14 protein-coding genes, 1 tRNA gene and 1 pseudogene are annotated in these 23,550 nt (G+C 33.7%); all 16 read left to right on the forward strand.

Annotation, left to right across the window (positions count from 1 at the left end; all coding sequences use genetic code 11):
• Positions 1-298, forward strand: a 298-nt coding sequence (locus tag HSX44_RS02950; protein WP_275602236.1) for a cytochrome c-type biogenesis protein CcmH, incomplete at its 5' end; no start/stop codon positions are given.
• A 1,676-nt stretch (positions 299-1,974) separates the two neighbouring features.
• Positions 1,975-2,889, forward strand: coding sequence for a D-alanine--D-alanine ligase (locus tag HSX44_RS02955; RefSeq protein ID WP_410543449.1), 915 nt, complete (start codon positions 1,975-1,977; stop codon positions 2,887-2,889).
• 11 nt (positions 2,890-2,900) lie between these two features.
• Positions 2,901-3,659, forward strand: a complete 759-nt coding sequence (locus HSX44_RS02960; protein WP_275602237.1) for a cell division protein FtsQ/DivIB — start codon at positions 2,901-2,903, stop codon at positions 3,657-3,659.
• A 1,693-nt stretch (positions 3,660-5,352) separates the two neighbouring features.
• Entirely contained in the window at positions 5,353-5,727 is a 375-nt protein-coding gene (gene rpsL / locus HSX44_RS02965) for a 30S ribosomal protein S12 (RefSeq protein WP_014868765.1), read from the forward strand.
• 5 nt (positions 5,728-5,732) lie between these two features.
• Complete coding sequence (gene rpsG / locus HSX44_RS02970) at positions 5,733-6,212, forward strand: 30S ribosomal protein S7 (RefSeq protein WP_275602238.1); 480 nt, start codon at positions 5,733-5,735, stop codon at positions 6,210-6,212.
• A gap of 20 nt (positions 6,213-6,232) precedes the next feature.
• Positions 6,233-8,299: an elongation factor G gene (gene fusA / locus HSX44_RS02975; RefSeq protein ID WP_275602239.1), complete on the forward strand. Its 2,067-nt coding sequence runs from the start codon at positions 6,233-6,235 to the stop codon at positions 8,297-8,299.
• 10 nt (positions 8,300-8,309) lie between these two features.
• Positions 8,310-9,482 carry an elongation factor Tu gene (gene tuf / locus HSX44_RS02980; RefSeq protein WP_275602241.1) on the forward strand — a complete coding sequence of 391 codons (1,173 nt, stop codon included), beginning with the start codon at positions 8,310-8,312 and terminating at the stop codon, positions 9,480-9,482.
• Between the two features lie 14 nt (positions 9,483-9,496).
• Positions 9,497-9,569, forward strand: a tRNA-Trp gene (locus tag HSX44_RS02985).
• 19 nt (positions 9,570-9,588) lie between these two features.
• Complete coding sequence (gene secE / locus HSX44_RS02990) at positions 9,589-9,789, forward strand: preprotein translocase subunit SecE (RefSeq protein ID WP_275602243.1); 201 nt, start codon at positions 9,589-9,591, stop codon at positions 9,787-9,789.
• Positions 9,773-10,611: pseudogene (gene nusG / locus HSX44_RS03940) on the forward strand (transcription termination/antitermination protein NusG). The gene secE and the pseudogene nusG overlap by 17 nt, the downstream one beginning before the upstream one ends.
• Before the next feature lie 2 nt (positions 10,612-10,613).
• Positions 10,614-11,054, forward strand: a complete 441-nt coding sequence (locus HSX44_RS03000; RefSeq protein ID WP_275602245.1) for a 50S ribosomal protein L11 — start codon at positions 10,614-10,616, stop codon at positions 11,052-11,054.
• A gap of 4 nt (positions 11,055-11,058) precedes the next feature.
• Positions 11,059-11,718, forward strand: coding sequence for a 50S ribosomal protein L1 (gene rplA / locus HSX44_RS03005; RefSeq protein ID WP_275602246.1), 660 nt, complete (start codon positions 11,059-11,061; stop codon positions 11,716-11,718).
• Between the two features lie 4 nt (positions 11,719-11,722).
• Positions 11,723-12,241: a 50S ribosomal protein L10 gene (gene rplJ, locus HSX44_RS03010; protein WP_275602247.1), complete on the forward strand. Its 519-nt coding sequence runs from the start codon at positions 11,723-11,725 to the stop codon at positions 12,239-12,241.
• Positions 12,242-12,266: 25 nt separating this feature from the next.
• Complete coding sequence (gene rplL, locus HSX44_RS03015) at positions 12,267-12,668, forward strand: 50S ribosomal protein L7/L12 (RefSeq protein ID WP_025264282.1); 402 nt, start codon at positions 12,267-12,269, stop codon at positions 12,666-12,668.
• 65 nt (positions 12,669-12,733) lie between these two features.
• Entirely contained in the window at positions 12,734-21,256 is an 8,523-nt protein-coding gene (locus HSX44_RS03020; protein WP_275602248.1) for a DNA-directed RNA polymerase subunit beta/beta', read from the forward strand.
• 557 nt (positions 21,257-21,813) lie between these two features.
• Positions 21,814-22,596 carry a type I methionyl aminopeptidase gene (gene map, locus HSX44_RS03025; RefSeq protein WP_275602428.1) on the forward strand — a complete coding sequence of 261 codons (783 nt, stop codon included), beginning with the start codon at positions 21,814-21,816 and terminating at the stop codon, positions 22,594-22,596.
• The last annotated feature ends 954 nt before the right edge of the window (positions 22,597-23,550 follow it).

Raw genomic sequence — 23,550 nt, forward strand, 5'->3', positions numbered from 1 at the left:
AGACAAAGTCATGGAGAAACGAGCAACTAATTTGTTTAAAATAATAAAGTGTCCAATATGTTCTGGTGAGTCGCTATCTGAATCCGAATCTCAAATTGCATATGATATGCGCAAAGCAATTCGTAGAAAAATCAGCAATGGGTATACTGACAAGCAAATAATTTTAGAGCTAAAAAATTCCTATGGAAATTCAATTATAACTATTCCACCTATAAAACCCAGCACCTATATTTTGTGGTTTATTCCACTCACTATTTTACTAATAGGGTGTTTTTTGATACGAAAGCACATCCGGTAATAAACCTTAATTCCTGTGATTTTATGGAGACATGTTTAATTTTTTGCTTGTTAGAAATTAACTACAAATCAAGTAATATGAGTAGTATATAGCAATAGAACAGTGAGTGAGAAATGAGGAAAAATATCCAATAGATAATAGATTTAGGTAAAAGGGAATGAATCAGAATGAAAGAATATTCCAGAGCCTTTATACAAAAAAGGAAGGAGATCATCAAAACATAGCAAAAGAAGAATATTAAATGCAATTTTGCACACACTACATACAAAATACCAATATAGGAAGTACTAATTATGCAATTTTCCGTTATGAAAAGCAGTGAATTGACAATTTAGGAAATAGAAGAAGTAGGGAATCATTAAGAAATTAAATTATGAATTCTCGAATATAGTTAAGAGAAAAATAGGAAGAAATAAATAGCCAAGCCTCTATAAGTGAAAGTAAATCTGTCAAAAAAACAGTAGAAAAAGTAGAGTTAAAGGCTACGATGAGAATAGAAAAATAAAAAGGCAGGAAAAAAGGCATAGTAGACTTTAGATACACAGAGATACAACTACCTAAAAGGTGCTATTAATAGGAATAGTAAAGATTTAAAAATACATCTAAGAATGAGGTTGCAGAAAGGTCTTCTACTCAGATCAACAGAAACAAAAGGCTATCAAAGAAATAAGATTTGTTTACAACATCTACTAAAAATTTTATATCTTACTGTAACTAAGGTTACGGTAAAAAGGAATTTTCTTCAACTTTTACTATTTTGTGAACAACTTCTTATACAAGGACGATATGAAATACTAGAAAAATTAGATATTCTATTAGAAAATTTAGTATACGTAGCATTAGAAGTCTTAACGATAACAAGGATTTGGTTGAGTTTCAGAAAAATTGCTGTTCATGTATACATNAAAAAGCAAGCATACTTAAAAACGTCGTTTTCTATATACAGACAGTGATGAGAAGTACTTTTAAGGCGCTTTTATAGTTACCAACTTATATTTCTAACTTGTTTCTTTATCCTGCCAATATTGATTCTAATACCTGCAGCATTTGATCAATGCAAGCAGTTCTTTCACTACAAAATTACAAAAATAGAGTAACTGATTATAAACCTACAGTAGAGACATTATTTGAGTTCAAACTATGCAAGGAATAACTAGATATATTACAGCATATGTTATTAGCAGTCTTACTATTATATTTTTTTTAGTCTGCTTGATTCTTATAGGAACGATTCCCACATTATTAAATCTAAATTATTCATTGCACGTGTTTGCTTATTCTTTCTGCTGTTAATAATAGCTGAAGTCTTCACAACAAAAAACTTAATGATATTTTAGGACGATTGTTATACAGGATTCACACAAAAGAGGTGAGTACACTTGAAAATATTACCTTAACATAAGCAATAGCGAAGTTTTCAGTACATTTGTATTAAATTACATACTTATTTTATTAGAACTTTTATAATAAGCATATCTTCGAATCTGAAGCTTTGTTAACCTTAACGTTTATGATTATGATACTAATTTTTCTGTCTACAACATTTAATAAACGCAAGCAGTTTTTTATGGTGAGCTTGAAGAAGTAGTAGCAATAAACTACAAACCTCGAGACAATCCTTTTTCTATTTACAAGTTCTCATATATGCAATTATAATTAATAAAATTCTCCTAAGAGTGCTTATGCCTCCGACTATAGCAATTTTGATTGGTGGGCCTTCTTGCGAGAGAGAAGTATCATTAATGAGTGGAAAAGCAGTGAAAAGAGCGCTTGATAGCCTTTCGTATAAGGCAATAGAAATAAACGTTGATAACAATATTACTGAAAAGCTAAAAAAAATTAACCCGTGCCTTGCTTTTATTGCCCTACATGGACCTTACGGTGAAGACGGCTGCATTCAAGGCTTATTAGAAATCTTAGGTATAAAATATACCCACTCTGGAGTTATGGCTTCGTCTATTGCCATGAATAAAGAAATGTCTAAACACATATTTCACTACCTCGGTATCGATACCCCAAAAGGGTACATAATTAATCGAGAAGATATACTGAAAAACAATATCAGAATTGATTATCCGTATGTCCTAAAACCAATCAACGAAGGCTCAAGCATAGGCGTGCACATAATTTCCTCGCATGAAGATTACTTAAATCTAAAAGATAATAGTTCTACTATCATGGAAAGGATGATCATAGAAGAATATGTTCCAGGTATAGAATTACAAACTGCTGTGTTACTAGATGAAGCAATCGGCACTATAGAAATACGACCAAAAAATAAATTCTATAATTACGAAGCAAAATATACAAGCGGACTTGCAGAATACATATTTCCTGCTGAAATCCCTGATAATATATATAAAATGACCTTGGAACATGCATTGAAAATGCATCGATTTCTAGAATGCAGAACTATATCTCGTTCGGATTTTCGCTATAATCCTAAAAATGAAGCTTTAAAAATGCTTGAGATTAATACACATCCTGGCCTTACCGAGCTATCATTAGTACCAAAAATTGCAAAATTAACAAAAGGAATTGGTTTTAATGAATTAGTTCAAATTATCGTTGAAACAACACAAAAATATTGAAGGTTAAGTAAATGCTGAACAATATTACTAGAAGCCAAAAGAATTTTTTACGCAAATGTGTTTTATTTATCATAATAATGCTCTTTTTTATATCAGTACTCTATAGAGTACTTGATAAAACCACAAGTCAACTTGATTATTATCTTACTTGGTATAACAATCGCTTATCCAATTTATTACTAAGTAACGGATTTTCAATTGATGAAGTAGTCATCACTGGTAACAAATTCACAAATGAAAAGGACATTTTAAATTTGATAAATAAAACACAACCAATTATATATGTATCACTTTCAAAGCTTGCTGATAGCATACAGTCCATAAGCAAATGGATAAAATACGTAAGAATTTATAGAATTTTGCCCAATACCCTATATATTAATGTAGGCGAACATAAACCCTTTGCCCTATGGAGCAACGATAATAAAACTTCAGTAATTAATTCTGAAGGTAAAGTGATTGCAGATAACTATCCAATAGATAACCTCGTTGTAATCACGGGACAAAATTCGTTATCAAATCTAGAATTCATTAAAAATATACTAGAAAGAAAAACTCAATTGAGCAGCCATATTTCTTCTTGTGTTTATGTAGAAAATAAAAGATGGAACGTCATACTTGATAACGTCTCTACAGTAAAACTACCCAAAGATAACCCTTATAGAGCATGGGATTATTTAAACCATTTGCAAAATACGACTGATTTCACCTTTAGCAACTGGAGCATAATTGATATGCGTATTACAGATAAAATCTTTATGAGTAGGTGATCTGCTGTCATTCAAACATAACACTAGTTTCTTTATGATCATTGTTGCCAAGCGTACAATGCTAAAATTTAGTTTTTTATGCTACTTTATAATGATAACTCCAAGTAGTCTTAATGTTATACCACCAATATCTTCTTTTTTTATCGTTCTAACATCTCTTTCCTGTTACTTAAGTAGGTGATAATACTAAGATCCAAAAAAAAAGAAACATAGATTCCAACTCTATACGCTGGAAAACGCCATTTTGAAAAACAGATGTTCACTTACAATCAAAAGTAATTATAAATATCTCGTAAAAAAATTACTAAACAAAAAAATAGAAAATCTCCTATGTTAAATAGTTGCTTACCCTCTTTAATCTGTAAAACTATCATCTTATACTACCTTGAACAACTTATAAGCGCATTTCAGCTCTGAAACCTAAAGAAAGGTAGGTAAAATCAATAAAGATATAAAGGAAATATAGTCCAAAAAACTAAGCACAAGACACCAACTACATAATACTTACGCTGTTCAATCCGCACAAAAGATTAAAGAATAACTGAACACCTTTATTATCGCAATAGGAGGACAAGCTTTACCAAGCAGTTTCCATTTGAATCAAACATACTGCCAAAAATTACGCAAGAGCTCTATTAGAGCAAAAGCATAAGGTCTCTCGATTCTGGAAATCTCATGTTTAGCTGTGAAAACAGATATTTATTAAAAATAATACCCTGTGATTTTTAGCCCTGATTGAAATTCTTGATATATGAGTAACTATCTTATAGATTATTATTATATACTTCATACAATATTTGTGGGAAAAGTAGAGGTTTATCTTCTAGTAAGCTCCTACTTTTTTTGACTACCTTAACAGTTTTTCGGGAAATAAACTGTAAGTCTTCCTTAGTACTTGTCACAATGTACTTCGATAGACCTAGCTTAAACTCAAATTATGTATAGCAAAAGCTTCAAATTAAGATAACGACCTCACCAAGGTTTACTGTTGTGCTTGATTACATCAATAAAATATCAAAGGTTATCATACAGCATAAAACAAGATTATTTCTCTGGAAGTACTTTTCTAAAATAAAAGAGAAAGAGGCAATAACAATACTTTTCAACCTATCCTGAAGGATAGTAATAGAGTAAAGATTCAATTAATCCACATTAAAAAATCAGGTTTTCAGTAATTTAGCACTCCATTCTGCATGTAATAGATTTAATAGATTACCTGTTTGAAACTTATGATCGCTGTTGTGTGTTTTGCCATGTTTAATTCCCTGCACTCTCTGTGAGTTTTTGTAAACAGAGAAAGAATCAAGTCTTTATCACCATACTTTTTAAAAGTAATAATAACGCCTCCATCTTTACATCTCATTTTGAACAACTAATCTATTGACCGCATAACATTATACGGTAGTAAAGCCGGTACAGCAAAAAAACTATATTTCCAAGCTCAGAAAAATATTATCAAGAAGTGCTCTTAGATTGTAAGACTAAAAGATTATTATCTTCTTGCGATCCTATCAAGCAAATCCCATTCAGGTTTTAAAAGATTTCACAAAATTTAAGTCTTTTATTGGACAGCAATCGTATAAGTTAAGCTAAAATTATTAGAATAATAATGTTTATTTTTATATTGACTATTGGGGTTTATTATTTTATAATTAGAACTTAAATTGTTTTAATGAGCCTAAGTTTTTAATGTATGCCTACGATAAATCAGTTAGTACGCAAAGGTAGATTAAAGTTACTCTGTAAGAAAAAAGTTCCTGCCTTAGGAAGAAATAATCCTCAGAGAAAAGGCGTTTGTACTAAAGTGTATACTACAACTCCTAGAAAACCTAATTCAGCACTACGTAAAGTCGCTAGAGTAAGGATTAGTGGATATGGTGAAGTAACAGCTTATATACCTGGTGAAGGCCATAACTTACAGGAGCACTCAGTCGTTTTGATACGAGGTGGACGAGTTAAAGATCTACCTGGTGTACGCTATCACATAATAAGAGGTACTCTTGATCTACGTGGCGTACAAAATCGGAAAAAGGCTCGTTCAAAATATGGTGTAAAAAAATCTAGTTAAAGTTTATGGCTCGTCGGAATAAAGCAAAAAAGAGAAAAATAAGTCCTGATTCACATTACGGTAGTGTTTTATTAACGCGTTTTATCAATATAATTATGAAATGTGGCAAAAAGTCCATTGCAGAAAAAATTGTCTATGATGCTCTATCTTCAGCTGAAAAAAAAATGAAGGAAAGCGGAATACTAATTTTTGAAACGGCAGTGGAAAATGTTACCCCCTCTATAGAAGTGCGTCCTCGTCGCATTGGCGGTGCAACTTATCAAGTACCTGTTGAGGTTAAAAAGGATAGAGCAGTTTCTTTAGCATTAAGGTGGATTGCAAAAGCTGCTTCTGCAGCTCGAAAAAAAAGTAGAAAAAATTCTACTGATTGTCTACAAACTGAAATTATAGATGCTTACAATAAACGCGGTGGTGCATTTAAGATGTATGAAGAAAAATATAAAATGGCTGAGGCTAATAAAGCCTTTTCCCATCTTAGCTTTTAATGTTAATTAATTAATGTAATATGGAAATTAACATATCTGAATATAGAAATATAGGTATAATGGCTCATATAGATGCTGGTAAGACTACCACAACAGAGCGTATTTTGTTTTATACTGGTAAACAAAACAGAATTGGCGAAGTGCATGATGGTGCAGCTTCTATGGATTGGATGGAGCAGGAAAAGGAGCGTGGTATTACAATCACATCCGCTGCTACAACCTGTTTCTGGAATGGTCACAAAATCAATATAATAGATACTCCTGGGCACGTTGACTTTACTGTCGAAGTTGAAAGATCCTTAAGAGTTTTGGATGGTGCAGTTGCCGTATTTGATGGAGTTGCAGGAGTCGAACCTCAATCTGAAACTGTCTGGCGTCAAGCTGATAAGTATAATGTTCCTCGCATCTGTTTTATCAATAAAATGGATAGAATAGGAGCAAATTTTCATCGATGTGTTGACATGGTTAAAAATAAGCTAGGAGCAGTGCCTTTAATCATTCAGCTGCCAATAGGGAATGAAAAGGATTTTAAAGGCATAATAGATCTTGTCTCTATGAAAGCTATTATATGGGAAAAAGAAGCATTAGGTGCTAAATTTTTCTATGAAGATATTCCTTTTAGTTTGCTTGACAAGGCGCAAGAGTACCGAAGTCTTTTATTAGATACTGCAGCTGGAATGGATGATGAAGCAATGAACGTTTACTTTGAATTCAATGATTTACCGGTAGAGTTGCTGAAGAAATGTGTGAGAAGCGGAACTATTAAAGGAACATTTGTTCCGGTGTTATGTGGATCAGCTTTTAAAAATAAAGGAGTGCAGCCACTCTTAAACAGTATAGTTGATTTTCTACCTTCTCCTATTGACGTTAATGAAATTGTTGGAACTGATCCTAAGAACCAAGAGAAAAAAATTGTAATTAAGCCTTCAGAGCAGGAAAAATTTGTTGCTCTTGCATTTAAAGTGATGACAGATAAATTCGTGGGCAGCTTAACGTTCATTCGTATTTACTCCGGTAAATTAAAATCTAAGTCCACTGTATTGAATGCGGGAAAAAATGAGAATGAATGGATTGGCAGAATGCTGCTCATGCACGCAAACAATAGGGAAGATATAAGTGAAGCTAAAGTCGGAGATATAGTTGCTTTAGTCGGGCTGAAAAAAACAATTACTGGTGACACTTTATGTTCACAAAATTTTCCTATATTATTAGAGCGTATGGAATTTCCTGAACCTGTTATTGAAATTGCTATAGAGCCTAAAACCACTTCAGACCAGGAAAAATTAGGTATTGCTTTAAGCAGACTAGTTGCAGAAGATCCTTCATTAAGAATGTCAATAAATGCAGAAAGTGGTCAGACTATATTAAAAGGCATGGGCGAGCTGCATCTTGAAATTATTACAGATAGAGTAAAGCGTGAATTTAATGTTGATGTTAATATTGGTGCACCTCAAGTTGCATACCGTGAAACTATTACTAAATCTGTTGAGATTGATTACACTCACAAAAAACAATCTGGTGGTGCTGGTCAATTTGCTAGGGTAAAGCTCTTATTTGAACCTCTCCAAGCCGGTTCTGGATTTCAATTTGAAAGCAAAATTGTAGGTGGTGTAATTCCAAAAGAATATATCCCTAGCGTGCAAAATGGTTTAGAATTGATAAAAGAAGGCGGCATAATCTCTGGTTTTCCAGTTATTGATTTTAAGGCTACTCTTATTGATGGTGCTTTTCATGAAGTTGATTCAAGTCCTTTGGCCTTTGAGTTAGCTGCTAAAGGCGCCTTTAAGGAAATGGCAAATAAGGCTAGTCCAAAGATATTAGAGCCTATAATGAAAGTTGAAATTATTACACCTGAAGAGTATATGGGTGATATTATGGGTAACGTAAACAGTAGAAGAGGGCAAGTTTCAAGCATGGAAACACATAATAATAGTGCTATAATCCTTGCTTTAGTACCTCTTGCAAGTATGTTTGGCTATATAAATGTTTTACGTTCTATATCTCAAGGAAGAGCTCAATATAGTATGCATTTTTCTTGTTATGAACAAGTGCCACAATGTGTGGTTGATAAGTTAAAGTACAATTAAGGACAAAATTATGGCTCAAATAGTAGAGGCATTTGGTAAGCCACATGTAAATGTGGGAACAATAGGGCATGTCGATCATGGGAAAACAACATTAACAGCTGCGATAACAAAGTATTATGGAAATTTCGTAGCATACGATCAAATAGATAAAGCACCTGAAGAGAGAAAAAGGGGAATAACGATAGCAACAGCACATGTTGAGTATGAAACAGATAAGAGACACTATGCACATGTTGACTGTCCTGGGCATGCTGATTATGTGAAAAATATGATAGTAGGTGCAGCACAGATGGATGCAGCTATATTAGTAGTGTCTGGAGTTGATGGACCAATGCCGCAAACAAGAGAGCACATATTACTTGCAAAACAAGTTGGTGTTAAATATATCGTTGTATATATAAATAAAGCTGATGTAGCTGATCACGATATAATTGGTTTAGTGGAAATGGAAGTCAGAGAATTGTTGAGTAAGTATGAATTTCCTGGTGACAATGTTCCTGTAGTGATTGGGTCTGCATTAAAAGCGCTAGAAAGTGAAGATAGTGAATACGGAAAGAGATCAATAGAAAAATTGATGGAAAAGTTAGATGAATATGTAGCAGTTCCACCAAGACCTGTGGATTTACCATTTTTAATGCCAATTGAGGATGTATTTTCAATACTGGGACGTGGAACAGTAGTAACAGGAAGGATAGAAAGGGGAGAAATAAGAACAGGCGAAGAGGTGGAGATAGTAGGTTTAAAAGCGACACGAAAGGCAATATGTACAGGAGTAGAAATGTTTAAGAAGTCTCTAGATAAGGGATGTGCTGGATTAAATGTAGGGGTATTACTAAGAGGAACGAAAAGAGAAGAAGTAGAAAGGGGTCAAGTGTTGGCAAAGCCAAATTCAATAACACCGCATAAAAAGTTTAAGGCAGAAGTATATATATTAAAGCAAGAAGAGGGAGGGAGACATACACNATTTTTTGAAAATTATCAGCCGCAATTTTACATAAGAACTACAGATGTGACAGGAAATATAAAATTGCTGAAAGGGAAAGAGATGGTAATGCCAGGAGATAATGTGAGCATAGAAGTAGAATTGCAGGTACCGATAGCAATGGATAAGGGATTACGTTTTGCAATAAGAGAAGGTGGTAGAACTGTTGGTTCTGGTGTTGTTTCCGAAATTTTGGAGTAGAAAGTTTTAGCTATAGGAGTGTAGCTCAATTGGTAGAGCACTGGTCTCCAAAACCAGAGGTTGTAGGTTCAATCCCTACCGCTCCTGCATTAATGTTGCATTAGAGATGTTAAAGAGTTTAAGTAGTTTTTTTTATGATATAAAACAAGAAATAAGAAAAGTTGCCTGGGCAAAAAAACAAGAGGTACTATCATCTTTATTTGTTGTAGCAGGTGTTATATTATGCTTTTCAATTTTCTTTTGTTTAGTAGATTTTATATCTCTCTACATAATTAAAGCCTTATTTGGAATTGTTTATGGAATATAAATGGCACATTATTAAAATTAATTATGGGCATGAAAAACATGTACGTGAATTGGTAAGTCATGCTCCTTATTTCAAAGAGGTGTTTATTCCTTATCAAACAACGCGCAGTTTAAAATCTGACATACAAGAATTATGTAAAATATATATATATATGCATCTGTGTGATGAGAGTAAGAATATATTAAATCAAACATTAAAATGCTGCAGCAGCATAACTGATAATCTTGAAGCAGTTTCAGACGATGAAGTAAGTCTGAAGCGTAGAGAATTCAATAAATACAAATGGTACATCTTGAGGGTTGTTTCTAATTATGAAGAGAAAGTATGTCAACACATATTAGAAAACTCTATGAGATTAGGGGNNTTAGTAATTATTTTAAGGAAGTTTTTATTCCATATGAAGAACCAAATGAAGCAGAGTTAAGATCTAAAAAAACTGCTACACGAAGGAGGTGTTTTCCTGGTTATGTTTTTTTATATGTAAATTTATGTGACGAAGTATTAAATTTTATCAATAATATACCAAAATCTCTTAAAGTTTATGGATTCTTAAAAAATGGTAACGTTCCCAAGGTAATTTCTGATGATGAGATTTACTTAATGTGTAATGCACTCTATAACGCTCAAGAGAAGAAAAAATCAAGTCATGGTTATGAAAAAGGAGAAAAGGTAAAGATTAATGATGGTCTCTTTCAAAACTTTATTGGTAAAGTAGATATGATTAACAATGAGAAAAAAATTATCAATGTAGAAGTGTCAATTTTAGGTAAACCAACAATAATAGAGTTGGATTTAGCGCAAGTAGAGAAAGTAGAGAATTAGCTATGAGTATTATAATTGCTAAGATTAACTTATTAATGGAAGCAGGAAAAGCAGTTCCAGGTCCAAAAATTGCTTCAGTACTTGGTCCACGTGGCATACCGCTTCCTAAGTTTTGCGAGGCTTTTAACAAAGCTACCAGTACAGCTGGTGCCAATTATAAGGTGGGTGATTTAGTAACAGTGAGAATTTCCGTAAAGGATGATCGCTCCCATGATTTCACCATCAGTGGCCCACCTGTGACTTATCTGCTTAAACAAGAAGCTAAATTAAATAAAGGTTCTCGTGAGCCAGGTAAAGAATTGGTGGTCAAGTTGACTATATCTACTATAATCAAAATAGCAAGATATAAAATGGTTGACATGAAAGTGGACAATGAAAACTCAGCAGTGAAAATGGTCATAGGCACTGCTAAATCTATGGGCATAGAAGTTATAGAAGGGTAAAAGTATGGATACGCATTACGATAATCCTAAACAATGCTTAGAAAAGGTTATTGAATCTGCTTCGGCAAAGTTTAATGAATCAATTGATATTACAGTCAATTTAGGTGTAGATTCACACAAATCTGAAGAACAGGTGCGTGGTATAGTAGTTTTGCCTAGAGGTACTGGAAAAGATATTAAAGTAGCTGTTTTTGTTCAAGGTAATCATTCATTAGAAGCTGAAAAAGTCAATGCTGATATTATAGGAGGAGAGGATTTAGTTGAAGAAATAAAAAAGGGTAGAAAGTTGGACGTTGATTGNTGTATTACCACTCCTGATTTTATAGCAAAAATTACTCCTATTGCAAAAATATTAAGTGCTAAAGGACTAATGCCTAATCCTAAATTTGGTACCGTAACTTCTAACATTGCAGAGACTATTAAAACTATTAAGTCTGGTCAAATAAAGTTTAGGACAGATAAAAATGGTATCATTCATGGTAAATTAGGAAACGCTAAATTTAGCGTTGATGATTTACTAGAAAATTTGAAAGCTTTTCTTAAAGCAGTTAAAAATAATAAACCTGTGTCTGCGAAAGGGATATATTTTAAGAACGTCTTTTTAAGTTCGACTATGGGTAAAGCTTATGAAATAAGCAAAGTGGAAGATATAGTTAAGGAGTAATACAGTGAAGCGTGAAAGTAAGGATGAGTTTATACAGAATATAATAAACGTGTTTATAAACAATAATTTTTTAATACTAGTAAATTTTAAATCTATAAATGCTAACGATTTATTAACTTTGAGAAATAAGCTAAAGTCTGTGGCAGGTGGGATGTTAGTAGTTAAAAATACTCTGGCCCGTTTAGCCTTGGAAAGAGCTGGTAAATTTTCTTATCTATCAGATAGGTTTTCTGGCCCAGTTGCTGTTATATACTCTAGTAGTATAGTGGAGGCTGCAAAGCTGATAGTTAACTTCACTGACGCTAATAAAGAGAAGATGTCTGTGATTTGTGCAGCTCACTTAAATCAATTGCTTACAGTAAAGGATATTAACAACTTGGCTAAGTTGCCTTCTCTAGATAAGTTGCATATTAAAATTATGCGTTTAATATCTTATAATATCCCTACTCGATTAGCGTTATCTATCAACTCGCCTTTCATGAGGCTTGTGAGAGTGTTGGATTATTATAGTTCTAAAAAATAAATTTATTGATAATTTAGGTAGTAATATGAATAACGTAACAAATAGTTTGGCCGATAAAATATTATCTTTAAATCTCTTAGAGGCCGCTGAACTTGTAAAAGTTTTAGAAGAAAAAATAGGGTTACCTGCTGGTTCTTTTATTGGTGGAGTTGTTAGTGCTAATATACCCACTAGTGACAATACTGCTAATCCTGCAGCCCAAGAAAAAACTGAATGTAAAGTTGTGATTAAAGAAATTGATGCAGGCAAAAAGATGGAAGTCATTAGAACAGTCAGAAAGGTTAATTCTACATTAGGCTTAAAAGAAGCAAAAGAGCTAGTTGAATCTTTACCTCAAGATCTAACTGCTAATATTCCTAGAAACGAAGCAGAAAAAATAAAGCAACAGCTTATCGAAGCAGGAGCAATCAAAGTGGAACTTGAATAAGATGCTTATTTAAACATACTAATTCTATATTGATGCAGCATTTTTAGTTAGTTTGAGGTATTTTAATGGTTGATTCTTCTTGTATGTATATTTCAGGTGCTTTTATCCCTAGAATTTCTTATTCTAGGTCAATTGATCTAAAGGATTCTTTACTAAACCCAGTTAAGGTCCAAAAAGAGTCATATAAATCATTTACTCCTGGAGATCATGGTAATGAAAGACTTGAATCTATCTTTCATTCAGTCTTTCCAGTAGATGATCCTTTGCATAGGGCTACTATTGAGTTTATAAGCTGTAGAATAGATAATCCTAAGTACGATGAATCTGAATGCATAAAGCGTAGCATAACTTTTTCTGCTCGAGTCATTGCTTTTATACGTCTCGTTGTTATACAAGATGGTATTTCCCTCGATGAATATAAGCTAATTAAAAAGAGCGGTGATCATTCTAAGCTTACAACCATTATAAAATTTATGGAAGAGCAGGAAGTCCACTTTTGTGAATTACCGATGATGACTGATAAAGGTACTTTTATCATTAATGGTGTGGAAAAAGTCATCGTTTCACAAATGCACAGGTCACCTGGTTTATTTTTTGATAGTGACAAGGGAAAAACTTACAACTCTGGTAAATTAATTTATTCTGCTAGAGTTATTCCCTATAGAGGTTCTTGGCTCGATATTGAGTTTGATGTCAAAGATTTTTTGTATTTTCGCATTGATAGAAAAAGAAAACTACCAATCTCAGTTTTATTAAAGGCATTGGGCTTATCGAACAACAGTATACTCGATAAATTCTATGAAAAGATAAAGTATGTAAAATATAGAAACAGTTGGAAAGTACCCTTTATACTCGACAGGTTTAAAGGGGTTAGATTACCCTTTGACTTAATAGATATTAAAGGCAATGTGTTGCTTAAGGACAATATTCGTATTACTTCAAGGCTAGCCAAAAAGCTATATGACGATGGTCTAAAAGAGTATCTAGTACCTTTTAATTCTGTATGTGGTTTATTTCTTGCAGAAGATTTAATAGATAGTGTTAGCTCTACAAAAATTTTATCTGCTGGTGAGCCTATAAAGGCAGAAGACATAAAAAAGCTTGAGTTATTATCTATAAATGAAATATCAGTATTAAATATCGATAATCTATCTGTTGGACCTTATATATTGAATACTCTTCTTTTAGATGAAAGCATGTCTTATCAAGACGCTCTATATGAAATATATAGAGTCTTACGTCCTGGTGAAGTCCCTGTTTTAGAGATAGTAGAAGAGTTTTTTCATAATCTTTTCTTCAATCCTGAGTATTACGACTTATCTAACATTGGCAGATTGAAACTTAACTCTTGTCTCGGGTTAAATTACGATGAAAATTTAACTGTTTTAACACATGAAGATATCATTGAAATTGTAAAAAAAATAGTACTGTTACGTGACGGCCAAGGATCTGTAGATGACATTGATCACTTAGGAAATAGAAGAGTGAGGTCAGTTGGAGAATTTATAGAAAATCAGTTTAGAGCTGGGTTACTAAAATTGGAACGTGTAATAATTGATTCCATGTCTACTTCTAGTTTAGATAAAGTTTCTCCATCAGATTTCATTAATCCGAAAGTGTTAACCAACTCCTTAAGAGATTTCTTCAATTCTTCTCAACTATCCCAATTCATGGATCAGACTAATCCATTATCTGAAATAACTCATAAAAGAAGGCTATCAGCACTAGGTCCCGGAGGCTTAACAAGAGATCGTGCAGGATTCGAAGTACGTGATGTTCATCCAACTCACTATGGAAGAATTTGTCCAATTGAAACCCCTGAAGGACAAAATATAGGGTTAATCAACAGTTTAGCTATATATGCACGTGTTAATAAATATGGTTTTATCGAAAGCCCTTATAGAAAAGTAATTAATAAGGTCGTTACTGATCAAATTGAGTATCTATCTGCAATAGATGAAGGTTCATATTATATAGCTGATACCAGTGCAAAGCTTGATAAAAATAATTGTTTTATCGACGACATGCTATATTGTAGGTACGCTGGAAATTTTACCATGGTAAGTAGTGATCAAGTAAGTTACATTGATGTATCTCCTAAACAAGTAATATCAGTCGCAGCTTCTTTAATTCCATTTTTAGAAAATGACGATGCTAATAGAGCATTAATGGGTTCAAACATGCAACGCCAAGCTGTACCTTTATTAAAACCTACTGCTCCTTTGGTTGCCACTGGTATGGAGTCTTTTGTAGCTTCTGGTTCTGGTGCCGTAGTTTTAGCAAAACGCGATGGCATAGTCGATAGCTCTGATAGCAATTCTATAGTTATACGTGCTTTTGATGAAAAAAGGGTTAACTACCTGGGCGTGGATATTTATCATTTAAAAAAATTTCAACGCTCCAACCACAATACTTGCATTAACCAAAAGCCATTAGTACGTGTAGGTGACTATGTTAAAGAAGGTGATGTAATAGCTGATGGCCCTGCAATTAACAATGGTGAGCTAGCACTTGGTAAAAATTTGCTAGTCGCTTTTATGTCTTGGCAAGGCTATAATTTTGAAGATTCCATTGTTATCTCCAGTGAAGTTGTCAAAAAAGATCTATTTACTTCTATCCATATAGAAGAATTCGAGTGTGTTGTGCATGATACTCCTTTAGGGTCAGAGAAAATAACTCGTGCTATACCTGGTATCAATGAAGAAAATCTATATCACTTAGATGATAGCGGTATAGTAAAAGTTGGTACAAGAGTAGGACCAGGATATATTCTGGTAGGTAAAGTTACACCTAAACCATCTTTTTCACTACCTCCCGAAACAAAATTGTTGATGACAATTTTTGGTGAAAAGTCATTCGATTGCGCAGATTCCTCCTTATATACACCTCCAGATGTTGAAGGAACAGTTATTGATGTACGAGTCTTTACTCGTAGGGGAGTCGAAGAAAGTGAGAGAGCATTGCTTATTAAGCAAAAAGAAATGGAAGATTTAGAAAAGGAGCGAGATTACATAATCAATGTCACTAGTAAATATTTTTATGACGAGCTAAAAAAACTTCTTGCTAATTCTTGTTCTCAAGATCAGAAAAAACTTGATACTATTGAACACGAACAATGGTGGAGTATAGGATTAAAAGACCAATCTATCTCTGAGCAAGTTAAGAGCTTAAAAAAAGATTTTGATGAAAAAATATTAAACGCAACAATACAATTTAAACAAAAAATAGAAAAACTAAATGAAGGTTATGACCTACCTCAAGGTGTGTCAATGTCAGTAAAAGTTTTTATTGCTGTGAAGCATAGTCTGCAGCCAGGAGATAAGATGGCTGGCAGACATGGAAACAAAGGGGTAATTTCCCGAGTTGTACCAGTGGAGGATATGCCTTATTTAGAAGATGGTACTCCTATTGATATTATTCTTAATCCTCTTGGTGTTCCATCAAGAATGAATGTAGGACAAATATTGGAAGCTCATGTAGGTTGGGCTTGCAAAAAGTTAGGAGAAAAAGTAAGTAGCATTCTTGATGAAATTAATAAAATTAAAAGTCTTTTTTGTAAAGAAATTAGATCTCTTAACAGTGATATCTTTGCAAAATTCACAGCAGCATATCTTGATAATAGAAAAATTGAAGAAATTAGTGATGCTGAAATAGCAGATTCTATTTTCAACAGATCTAACAAAAAAGCACTAAATGATGAGCTAGATACATTAGTAGAAAATTATTTAAACTCCTGTAAAAGCGCTCATGACAATTTACGTAATTTCCTTATTGAAGTCTATAGCTGTGGTAGCAACGTATCTATTCGCAACAATATTTATGAAACTAGTAACAATAATTTAATTGAGTTTGCACATAAGTTACGTGATGGCGTTCCTGTGGCTGCACCTGTATTTGAAGGTCCAAAAGACGAAAAAATAACAAAATTATTTGAACTTGCCGATTTAGATAACTCTGGGCAAACTATACTGTACGATGGTTGTACCGGTGAAAAATTTGACCGTAAGGTTACAGTTGGTTATATGTACATGCTCAAATTACATCACCTAGTTGACGACAAAATTCACGCACGTTCAGTAGGTCCTTATAGCTTAGTTACTCAGCAGCCTCTTGGAGGAAAATCCCATTTCGGTGGCCAACGTCTCGGTGAAATGGAATGTTGGGCATTGCAAGCTTATGGTGCTGCTTACACTTTACAAGAAATGTTGACTGTAAAATCTGATGACATTAATGGCAGAATTAAAATTTATGAATCGATAATAAAAGGTGATAGCAACTTCGAGTGCGGAACTCCCGAATCTTTCAATGTAATGGTAAAAGAACTACGTTCTCTATGTTTAAATGTAGCTTTGAAACAAAATGATGTAGCTATTGAAGACATATCTTATACTAATATTGCACAATCTTTCGATAAGATTAGCATATCAATCGCCAGCCCTGAAAGTATTAAATCTATGTCTTACGGCGAGATAAAAGATGTTTCAACTGCAAATTATCGAACATTTAAAGTTGAGAAAGGTGGATTATTTTGTCCTAAGGTTTTCGGTCCTGTCAATGACGATGAATGTTTATGTGGAAAATACAAAAAAAGAAGGCATAGAGGCCGCATATGCGAAAAGTGCGGAGTAGAAGTTACATCCTCTAAGGTGAGAAGAGAGAGGATGGGTCATATAGAGCTTGCATCTCCTGTTGCTCATATATGGTTTTTGAAATCACTTCCTTCAAGGATTGGAGCATTATTAGATATGTCTCTAAAAGATATTGAAAACATTTTATATAGCGATAACTATGTTGTAATAGATCCTCTTGTTTCCTCCTTTGAAAAAGGTGAGATTATTAGTGAAAAAGCCTACAATGAAGCTAAAGACAATTATGGAACAGATAGCTTTGTAGTTATGCAGGGTGTTGAAGCTATAAGAGGATTGCTAGCTCGTCTTGATTTACATGAAATTAGAAAAAATCTAAGACAGGAGTTAGAATCTGTTGCTTCTGAAATAAGAAGAAAGAAGATTATAAAAAGGTTACGTATCATTGAAAATTTCATCAAATCAGGAAACAGGCCAGAATGGATGATACTTACAACTATACCTATTCTACCACCTGATTTACGTCCTTTAGTATCTCTTGAAAGTGGCCGTCCTGCAGTTTCTGATCTAAATCACCATTATAGGACTATAATTAATAGAAATAATAGGTTAAAAAAACTATTAAGTTTAAACCCTCCTGAAATCATGATTCGTAATGAAAAAAGGATGCTACAGGAAGCAGTTGACTCTCTTTTTGATAATAGCCGTCGTAATGCTTTAGCAAATAAAGTTGGTACTATTGGATATAAAAAGTCTATCAGCGATATGCTAAAAGGAAAACAAGGTCGTTTCCGTCAGAACCTATTAGGAAAAAGGGTAGATTACTCTGGACGCTCTGTAATAGTTGTTGGTCCAACTTTAAAGTTAAATCAGTGTGGGTTACCAAAAAGGATGGCTCTTGAATTATTCAAGCCTTTTGTTTACTCAAAGCTTAAGATGTATGGTATGGCTCCAACTATTAAATTTGCCAGTAAATTGATAAGAGCAGAAAAACCAGAAGTTTGGGATACATTGGAAGAAGTAATAAAAGAGCATCCTGTTTTGTTAAACAGAGCACCTACCTTACATAGGCTCGGTATCCAGGCTTTTGAACCGATCCTTATTGAAGGCAAAGCAATACAACTTCATCCACTTGTCTGTACAGCATTTAATGCTGATTTTGACGGCGATCAAATGGCAGTGCATGTACCAATTTCACTAGAAGCTCAGCTTGAAGCTAAGGTATTGATGATGTCAACCAATAACGTCTTAAGTCCTTCCAATGGTAGGCCAATTATAGTTCCTAGTAAAGATATAATTCTTGGTATATATTACTTAACTCTGCAAGAACAACCTAATAAAAAAGATGATTTGCTATTTTTAGGCACCTTTGGTGAAATTGAACACTCTTTGAATAATGGAACTTTGCATATCCATTCTAACATCAAATATAGGATAGAACATAGCAGTAATGACGAAACTCACTATAAAACCGTTTACACAACTCCTGGCCGTTTAATGCTATGGCAGATCTTTCCCAAACATAAGAATCTAAGCTTTGACCTTGTAAACCAGTTATTAACGGTTAAGGAAGTAACTAATATAGTTGACATAGTATATCGTAACTGTGGCCAAAGCGCTACAGTAGAATTTTGTGATAAGTTAATGGTACTTGGCTTTGAATACGCTACACTTTCTGGTACTTCCTTTAGTCGTTGTGACCTGGTTATACCCGAAACTAAAGCTACACATGTTAATCATGCAAGAAGTGAAATTAAGAAGTTCTCTATGCAATATCAAGATGGGTTAATCACTAGAAGCGAGAGGTACAACAAAGTTATAGATGAGTGGTCTAAGTGCACAGATATGATAGCCAATGATATGTTAAAAGCAATATCTATATATAACAAAAATAGCAAATACAACTCAGTATATATGATGGTTAACTCTGGTGCAAGGGGCTCTACTTCACAGATGAAACAATTAGCTGGAATGAGAGGACTTATGACCAAACCTTCCGGTGAAATTATAGAAACACCTATAGTCTCTAACTTCCGTGAAGGGTTAAATGTGTTTGAGTACTTCAATTCTACTCATGGCGCGCGTAAAGGCCTTGCTGATACTGCTCTCAAAACTGCAAACTCTGGATACTTAACTCGTCGTTTAGTTGATGTATCTCAAAATTGTATAGTCACAAAACATGATTGTGAAACCAAAAATGGTCTTGTTGTGAGAGCTACAGTTGAAGGAGGTACTATAGTTGCGTCTTTAGAGAGTGTAGTGCTGGGCAGAACAGCTGCAAACGATATATATAACCCAGTAACAAAAGAATTATTAGTAAAAGCAGGAGAATTAATTGATGAAATCAAGGTAAAGCAAATTAACATTGCAGGTCTTGATGCTGTAAAGATCAGATCACCATTAACCTGTGAAGCAAGCTCAGGTATATGCACACTATGTTATGGAAGAGATCTTGCAACTGGCAGGGTTGTCTCAATAGGTGAAGCAGTAGGTGTAATAGCTGCTCAATCCGTAGGAGAGCCTGGTACTCAGTTAACAATGCGCACTTTTCATATAGGCGGAGTAATGACTAGGGGCGTTGAATCTTCAAATATTACAGCTTCTATTAATGCCAAAATAAAATTAAACAATAGCAATATAATTATAGACAAAAACGGGGATAAAATCGTAATAAGTCGTTCTTGTGAAGCTATATTGATTGATAGCCTTGGTAGTGAAAAATTAAGATATAGTGTGCCCTATGGTTCCAAGCTTTATGCAGATGAAGGTCAGTTAGTAAAAATTGGCGATAAAGTTGCAGAATGGGATCCTTATACATTACCTATCATCACAGAGAAAACAGGTACAGTATCTTACCAAGATCTGAAAGATGGAGTATCAATCACCGAGGTTATGGATGAATCTACAGGAATATCAAGCAAAGTAGTAAAAGATTGGAAATTGCACTCTGGTGGAGCTAATTTACGTCCTCGCATAGTGCTGCTTGACGACAATGGTGAAATAATGATACTCGCAAGTGGTGTTGAGGCATGTTACTTTATACCAATAGGGGCAGTACTCAATGTACAAGATGGCCAAAAGGTTCAAGCAGGTGACATCATTACAAGAATGCCAAGGGAATCAGTCAAAACTCGTGATATTACTGGTGGGTTACCAAGAGTTATAGAGTTATTTGAAGCACGACGCCCTAGAGAGCATGCTATTGTTAGTGAAGTAGACGGTTATGTGGCATTTTCTGAGAAAGATAGGAGAGGAAAACGTAGTATATTAGTTAAACCTGTTGATGAACAAATCTCTCCAGTTGAATACTTAGTACCGAGAAGCAAGCACGTAATAGTCAATGAGGGTGACTTTGTGCGTAAAGGTGACCTGTTGATGGATGGTGATCCTGATCTCCATGATATTTTACGTGTACTTGGACTAGAGGCTTTAGCACACTACATGATTTCTGAAATACAGCAAGTTTATAGATTACAGGGTGTTCGCATAGACAACAAACACTTAGAAGTGATACTAAAACAAATGTTGCAAAAAGTAGAAATTACTGATCCTGGTGATACTACATACTTGGTAGGAGAAAGCATTGACAGGTTGGAAGTTGATAGAGAAAATGATGCTATGAATAATTCTGGCAAGCGGCTTGCTAAATACCTTCCTATTCTACAGGGAATCACAAGAGCTAGCCTTGAAACCAATTCCTTTATTTCTGCTGCTTCCTTCCAAGAGACAACAAAAGTTCTAACAGAAGCAGCATTCTGCGGGAAGGAAGATTCTTTAAGTGGGTTAAAAGAAAATGTTATAGTAGGGAGGTTAATTCCTGCTGGTACAGGCTTAATTATGAGCAAGATCAAGGCACTCTCACTTCGCAATGATATAAATAAATACGAAAAATATTTTGATATCGAAACTTACGATGAAAAATTGTTAAGGAGCAATAGTTATTACTTGCATCCTAGTGAAAAAGAAAATGTAGTAGCATCACACTATGACCAATCAAGTTAAATAAACTACCAAGAATAGCGCTCAATTAGTACCTACAATTGTGCAGATGCTACATATAGCAGTTTTTTTTATGTAGTTTCCGTTACCAAGCATTGAAGTGACAAAATTTACAGCTCTGGGTTAAGTTTTTAGGTAAGTTACTAAAAACCTCAATTTTAACCAAACTTTATAATAGTTTATTGCATGCCTCATACGGCTAAATCATTAATACTCTCTCAAACTTTACTGAATTGATAAACACAGTTTTAAAATGCTTACTGCTTAAATTTAGGTATACATCAATTTTTCTATTGTGAATACTAAATTTATAAACCACTGATATTCTTGCTCTTCTTTTTTATCCATAATTTAAAATTATCGTTTTAAGTAGCTGCTTTTAACTTAAAGCATATAACTGTGTGTAACATACACTAGCTTTCAGGTTGAAATGCATCAAAATGCTTAAAGTTTACACCTTAACAAACTCTATGGAACTTACTCTAATAACACAAACTTATAAGTAGAACTGTAAACTTTGCATAAAAGTGTTATGATAGCTAGGATAATACATGAGAAACATGAACATAACTATACATTCGCAAAAAGACTTTGACTTTATGCGTAAAGCTGGTAGGTTAGCAGCTGAAACTCTTGATTTTACTGTACCGCATGTAAAGGTAGGAATAACAACTAATGAGTTAAATGACTTATGTCATGACTTTATAACCAAAGCAGGTGCAATTCCAGCTCCACTCAATTACAAAGGATATCCTAAATCAATCTGTACTTCAAAAAATGCTGTTGTCTGTCATGGCATTCCTGATGATAGACCGCTTAAGAGCGGAGATATTTTAAATATAGATGTTACAGTAATTTTAGATGGCTGGCATGGTGATACAAGTCGCATGTTTTGGGTTGGTAAACCATCAATAAAAGCAAGACGTTTGTGCAATGCTACCTATGGCGCATTGATGGAAGCAATAAAACAAGTCAAACCTGGTAATAAATTAAACAGAATAGGACTTGCTATAGAAAAATATATTGAAGATTTTGGATATTCTATAGTACGTAACTACTGTGGGCATGGTATAGGAAAAGCCTTTCATACTCTGCCAAATGTATTACATTTTTATGATAAAGATGAAAATCTTATCTTAAAGGAGGGCATGTTTTTTACAATAGAACCTATGATCAATGCTGGAGGACATGAAACCTTGCTCAGCAAGTTTGACGGCTGGACAGTAACAACATGCGACCTTTCACTCTCTGCACAATTCGAGCACACGCTTGGAGTAACAAAAGATGGTGTTGAAATATTCACATTATCACCCAAAAGCTGGCATTTCCCTCCTTATAACTAAGGCCTTGCAGCTATCATTCTGTATCCGTACAGGATAGCAGTGAAACAACTACTCTTAAAAGCTGGACTGAAATAACTGTTACTATTATAGAAGATTGCCACAAAGTTGGAAACAAGAGGAAAAGTAGTAAAGAACTTTCATTGCCCGTGTTTATTGGAAAAGCAAAAACCACTCTACATTTTGAGAAAGCGTCTAGTATCTTCAGATTAAATATCAGGTTATCTTTTAAAAGATAAAAGGTACAAAACAAAGCAAAGGTCTGTTTAAGTATTACTGGCTTATTCAAAAATAGATGATTTTCTGAGTGTAATGTAGTTCTCCAGTTTACAGATGATGATTCGTTTGACAAGATTATTGTTAATAAAAGTATATATTTAACGGAAAAAATTAAACTTTATACCAAGAAAGTGTGTAAGTTATTATAATTTGGTGCTGTTCTCCACTACAACAAGTCAACTAAATCTACAATATAATGTAGCTTAAGAAGAATGATAAATCTTTTTTTTAATTAGAGAAGGCGGGGAGAAAGTAATTAGAGTTAGAAAAGGTAACCTCTTGTATCACGTAAATTAGTGAAAGCTACGTGCTCAAAGTATGAATTAATCAACAATAGCAACATCAAGAAAATTCATACTTATATTATAACACAGTAAAAAGCACTGCTTTAAGCAACATAATAAAACAGGCGACTAAAATGATGATAACCTTAGTGACAGAATATAGTCCTGCTGATTTAAAAGATAGTGTAAGACGCATTATACCACCTCTTTAAGAGGTTGGTGATGAAACTTAGAGAGAATTATTGCAATAACTATAACTTTTCTATCAATTTTAACTGCTACAATGCTTAAGGAGATTTAGGTAGTTTTTCCTACTTTACGTAACATTATTTTACACTCAAAGTTGTACAGGAGATTCTTCTTAGGTATAAGAATAGTGAAATATTAATAAACA

The sequence above is a fragment of the Wolbachia endosymbiont of Onchocerca gibsoni genome, assembly GCF_029169405.1.
Lineage (GTDB): Bacteria > Pseudomonadota > Alphaproteobacteria > Rickettsiales > Anaplasmataceae > Wolbachia.

Bases quoted from the DNA above. Each gene is read 5' to 3' on its own strand.
- rplL (WP_025264282.1), top strand. From the start codon at position 12,267: ATGAATAACGTAACAAATAGTTTGGCCGATAAAATATTATCTTTAAAT.
- map (WP_275602428.1), top strand. From the start codon at position 21,814: ATGAACATAACTATACATTCGCAAAAAGACTTTGACTTTATGCGTAAA.
- secE (WP_275602243.1), top strand. From the start codon at position 9,589: ATGTTAAAGAGTTTAAGTAGTTTTTTTTATGATATAAAACAAGAAATA.
- HSX44_RS03000 (WP_275602245.1), top strand. From the start codon at position 10,614: ATGAGTATTATAATTGCTAAGATTAACTTATTAATGGAAGCAGGAAAA.
- HSX44_RS02960 (WP_275602237.1), top strand. From the start codon at position 2,901: ATGCTGAACAATATTACTAGAAGCCAAAAGAATTTTTTACGCAAATGT.
- rpsL (WP_014868765.1), top strand. From the start codon at position 5,353: ATGCCTACGATAAATCAGTTAGTACGCAAAGGTAGATTAAAGTTACTC.
- HSX44_RS03020 (WP_275602248.1), top strand. From the start codon at position 12,734: ATGGTTGATTCTTCTTGTATGTATATTTCAGGTGCTTTTATCCCTAGA.
- rpsG (WP_275602238.1), top strand. From the start codon at position 5,733: ATGGCTCGTCGGAATAAAGCAAAAAAGAGAAAAATAAGTCCTGATTCA.
- fusA (WP_275602239.1), top strand. From the start codon at position 6,233: ATGGAAATTAACATATCTGAATATAGAAATATAGGTATAATGGCTCAT.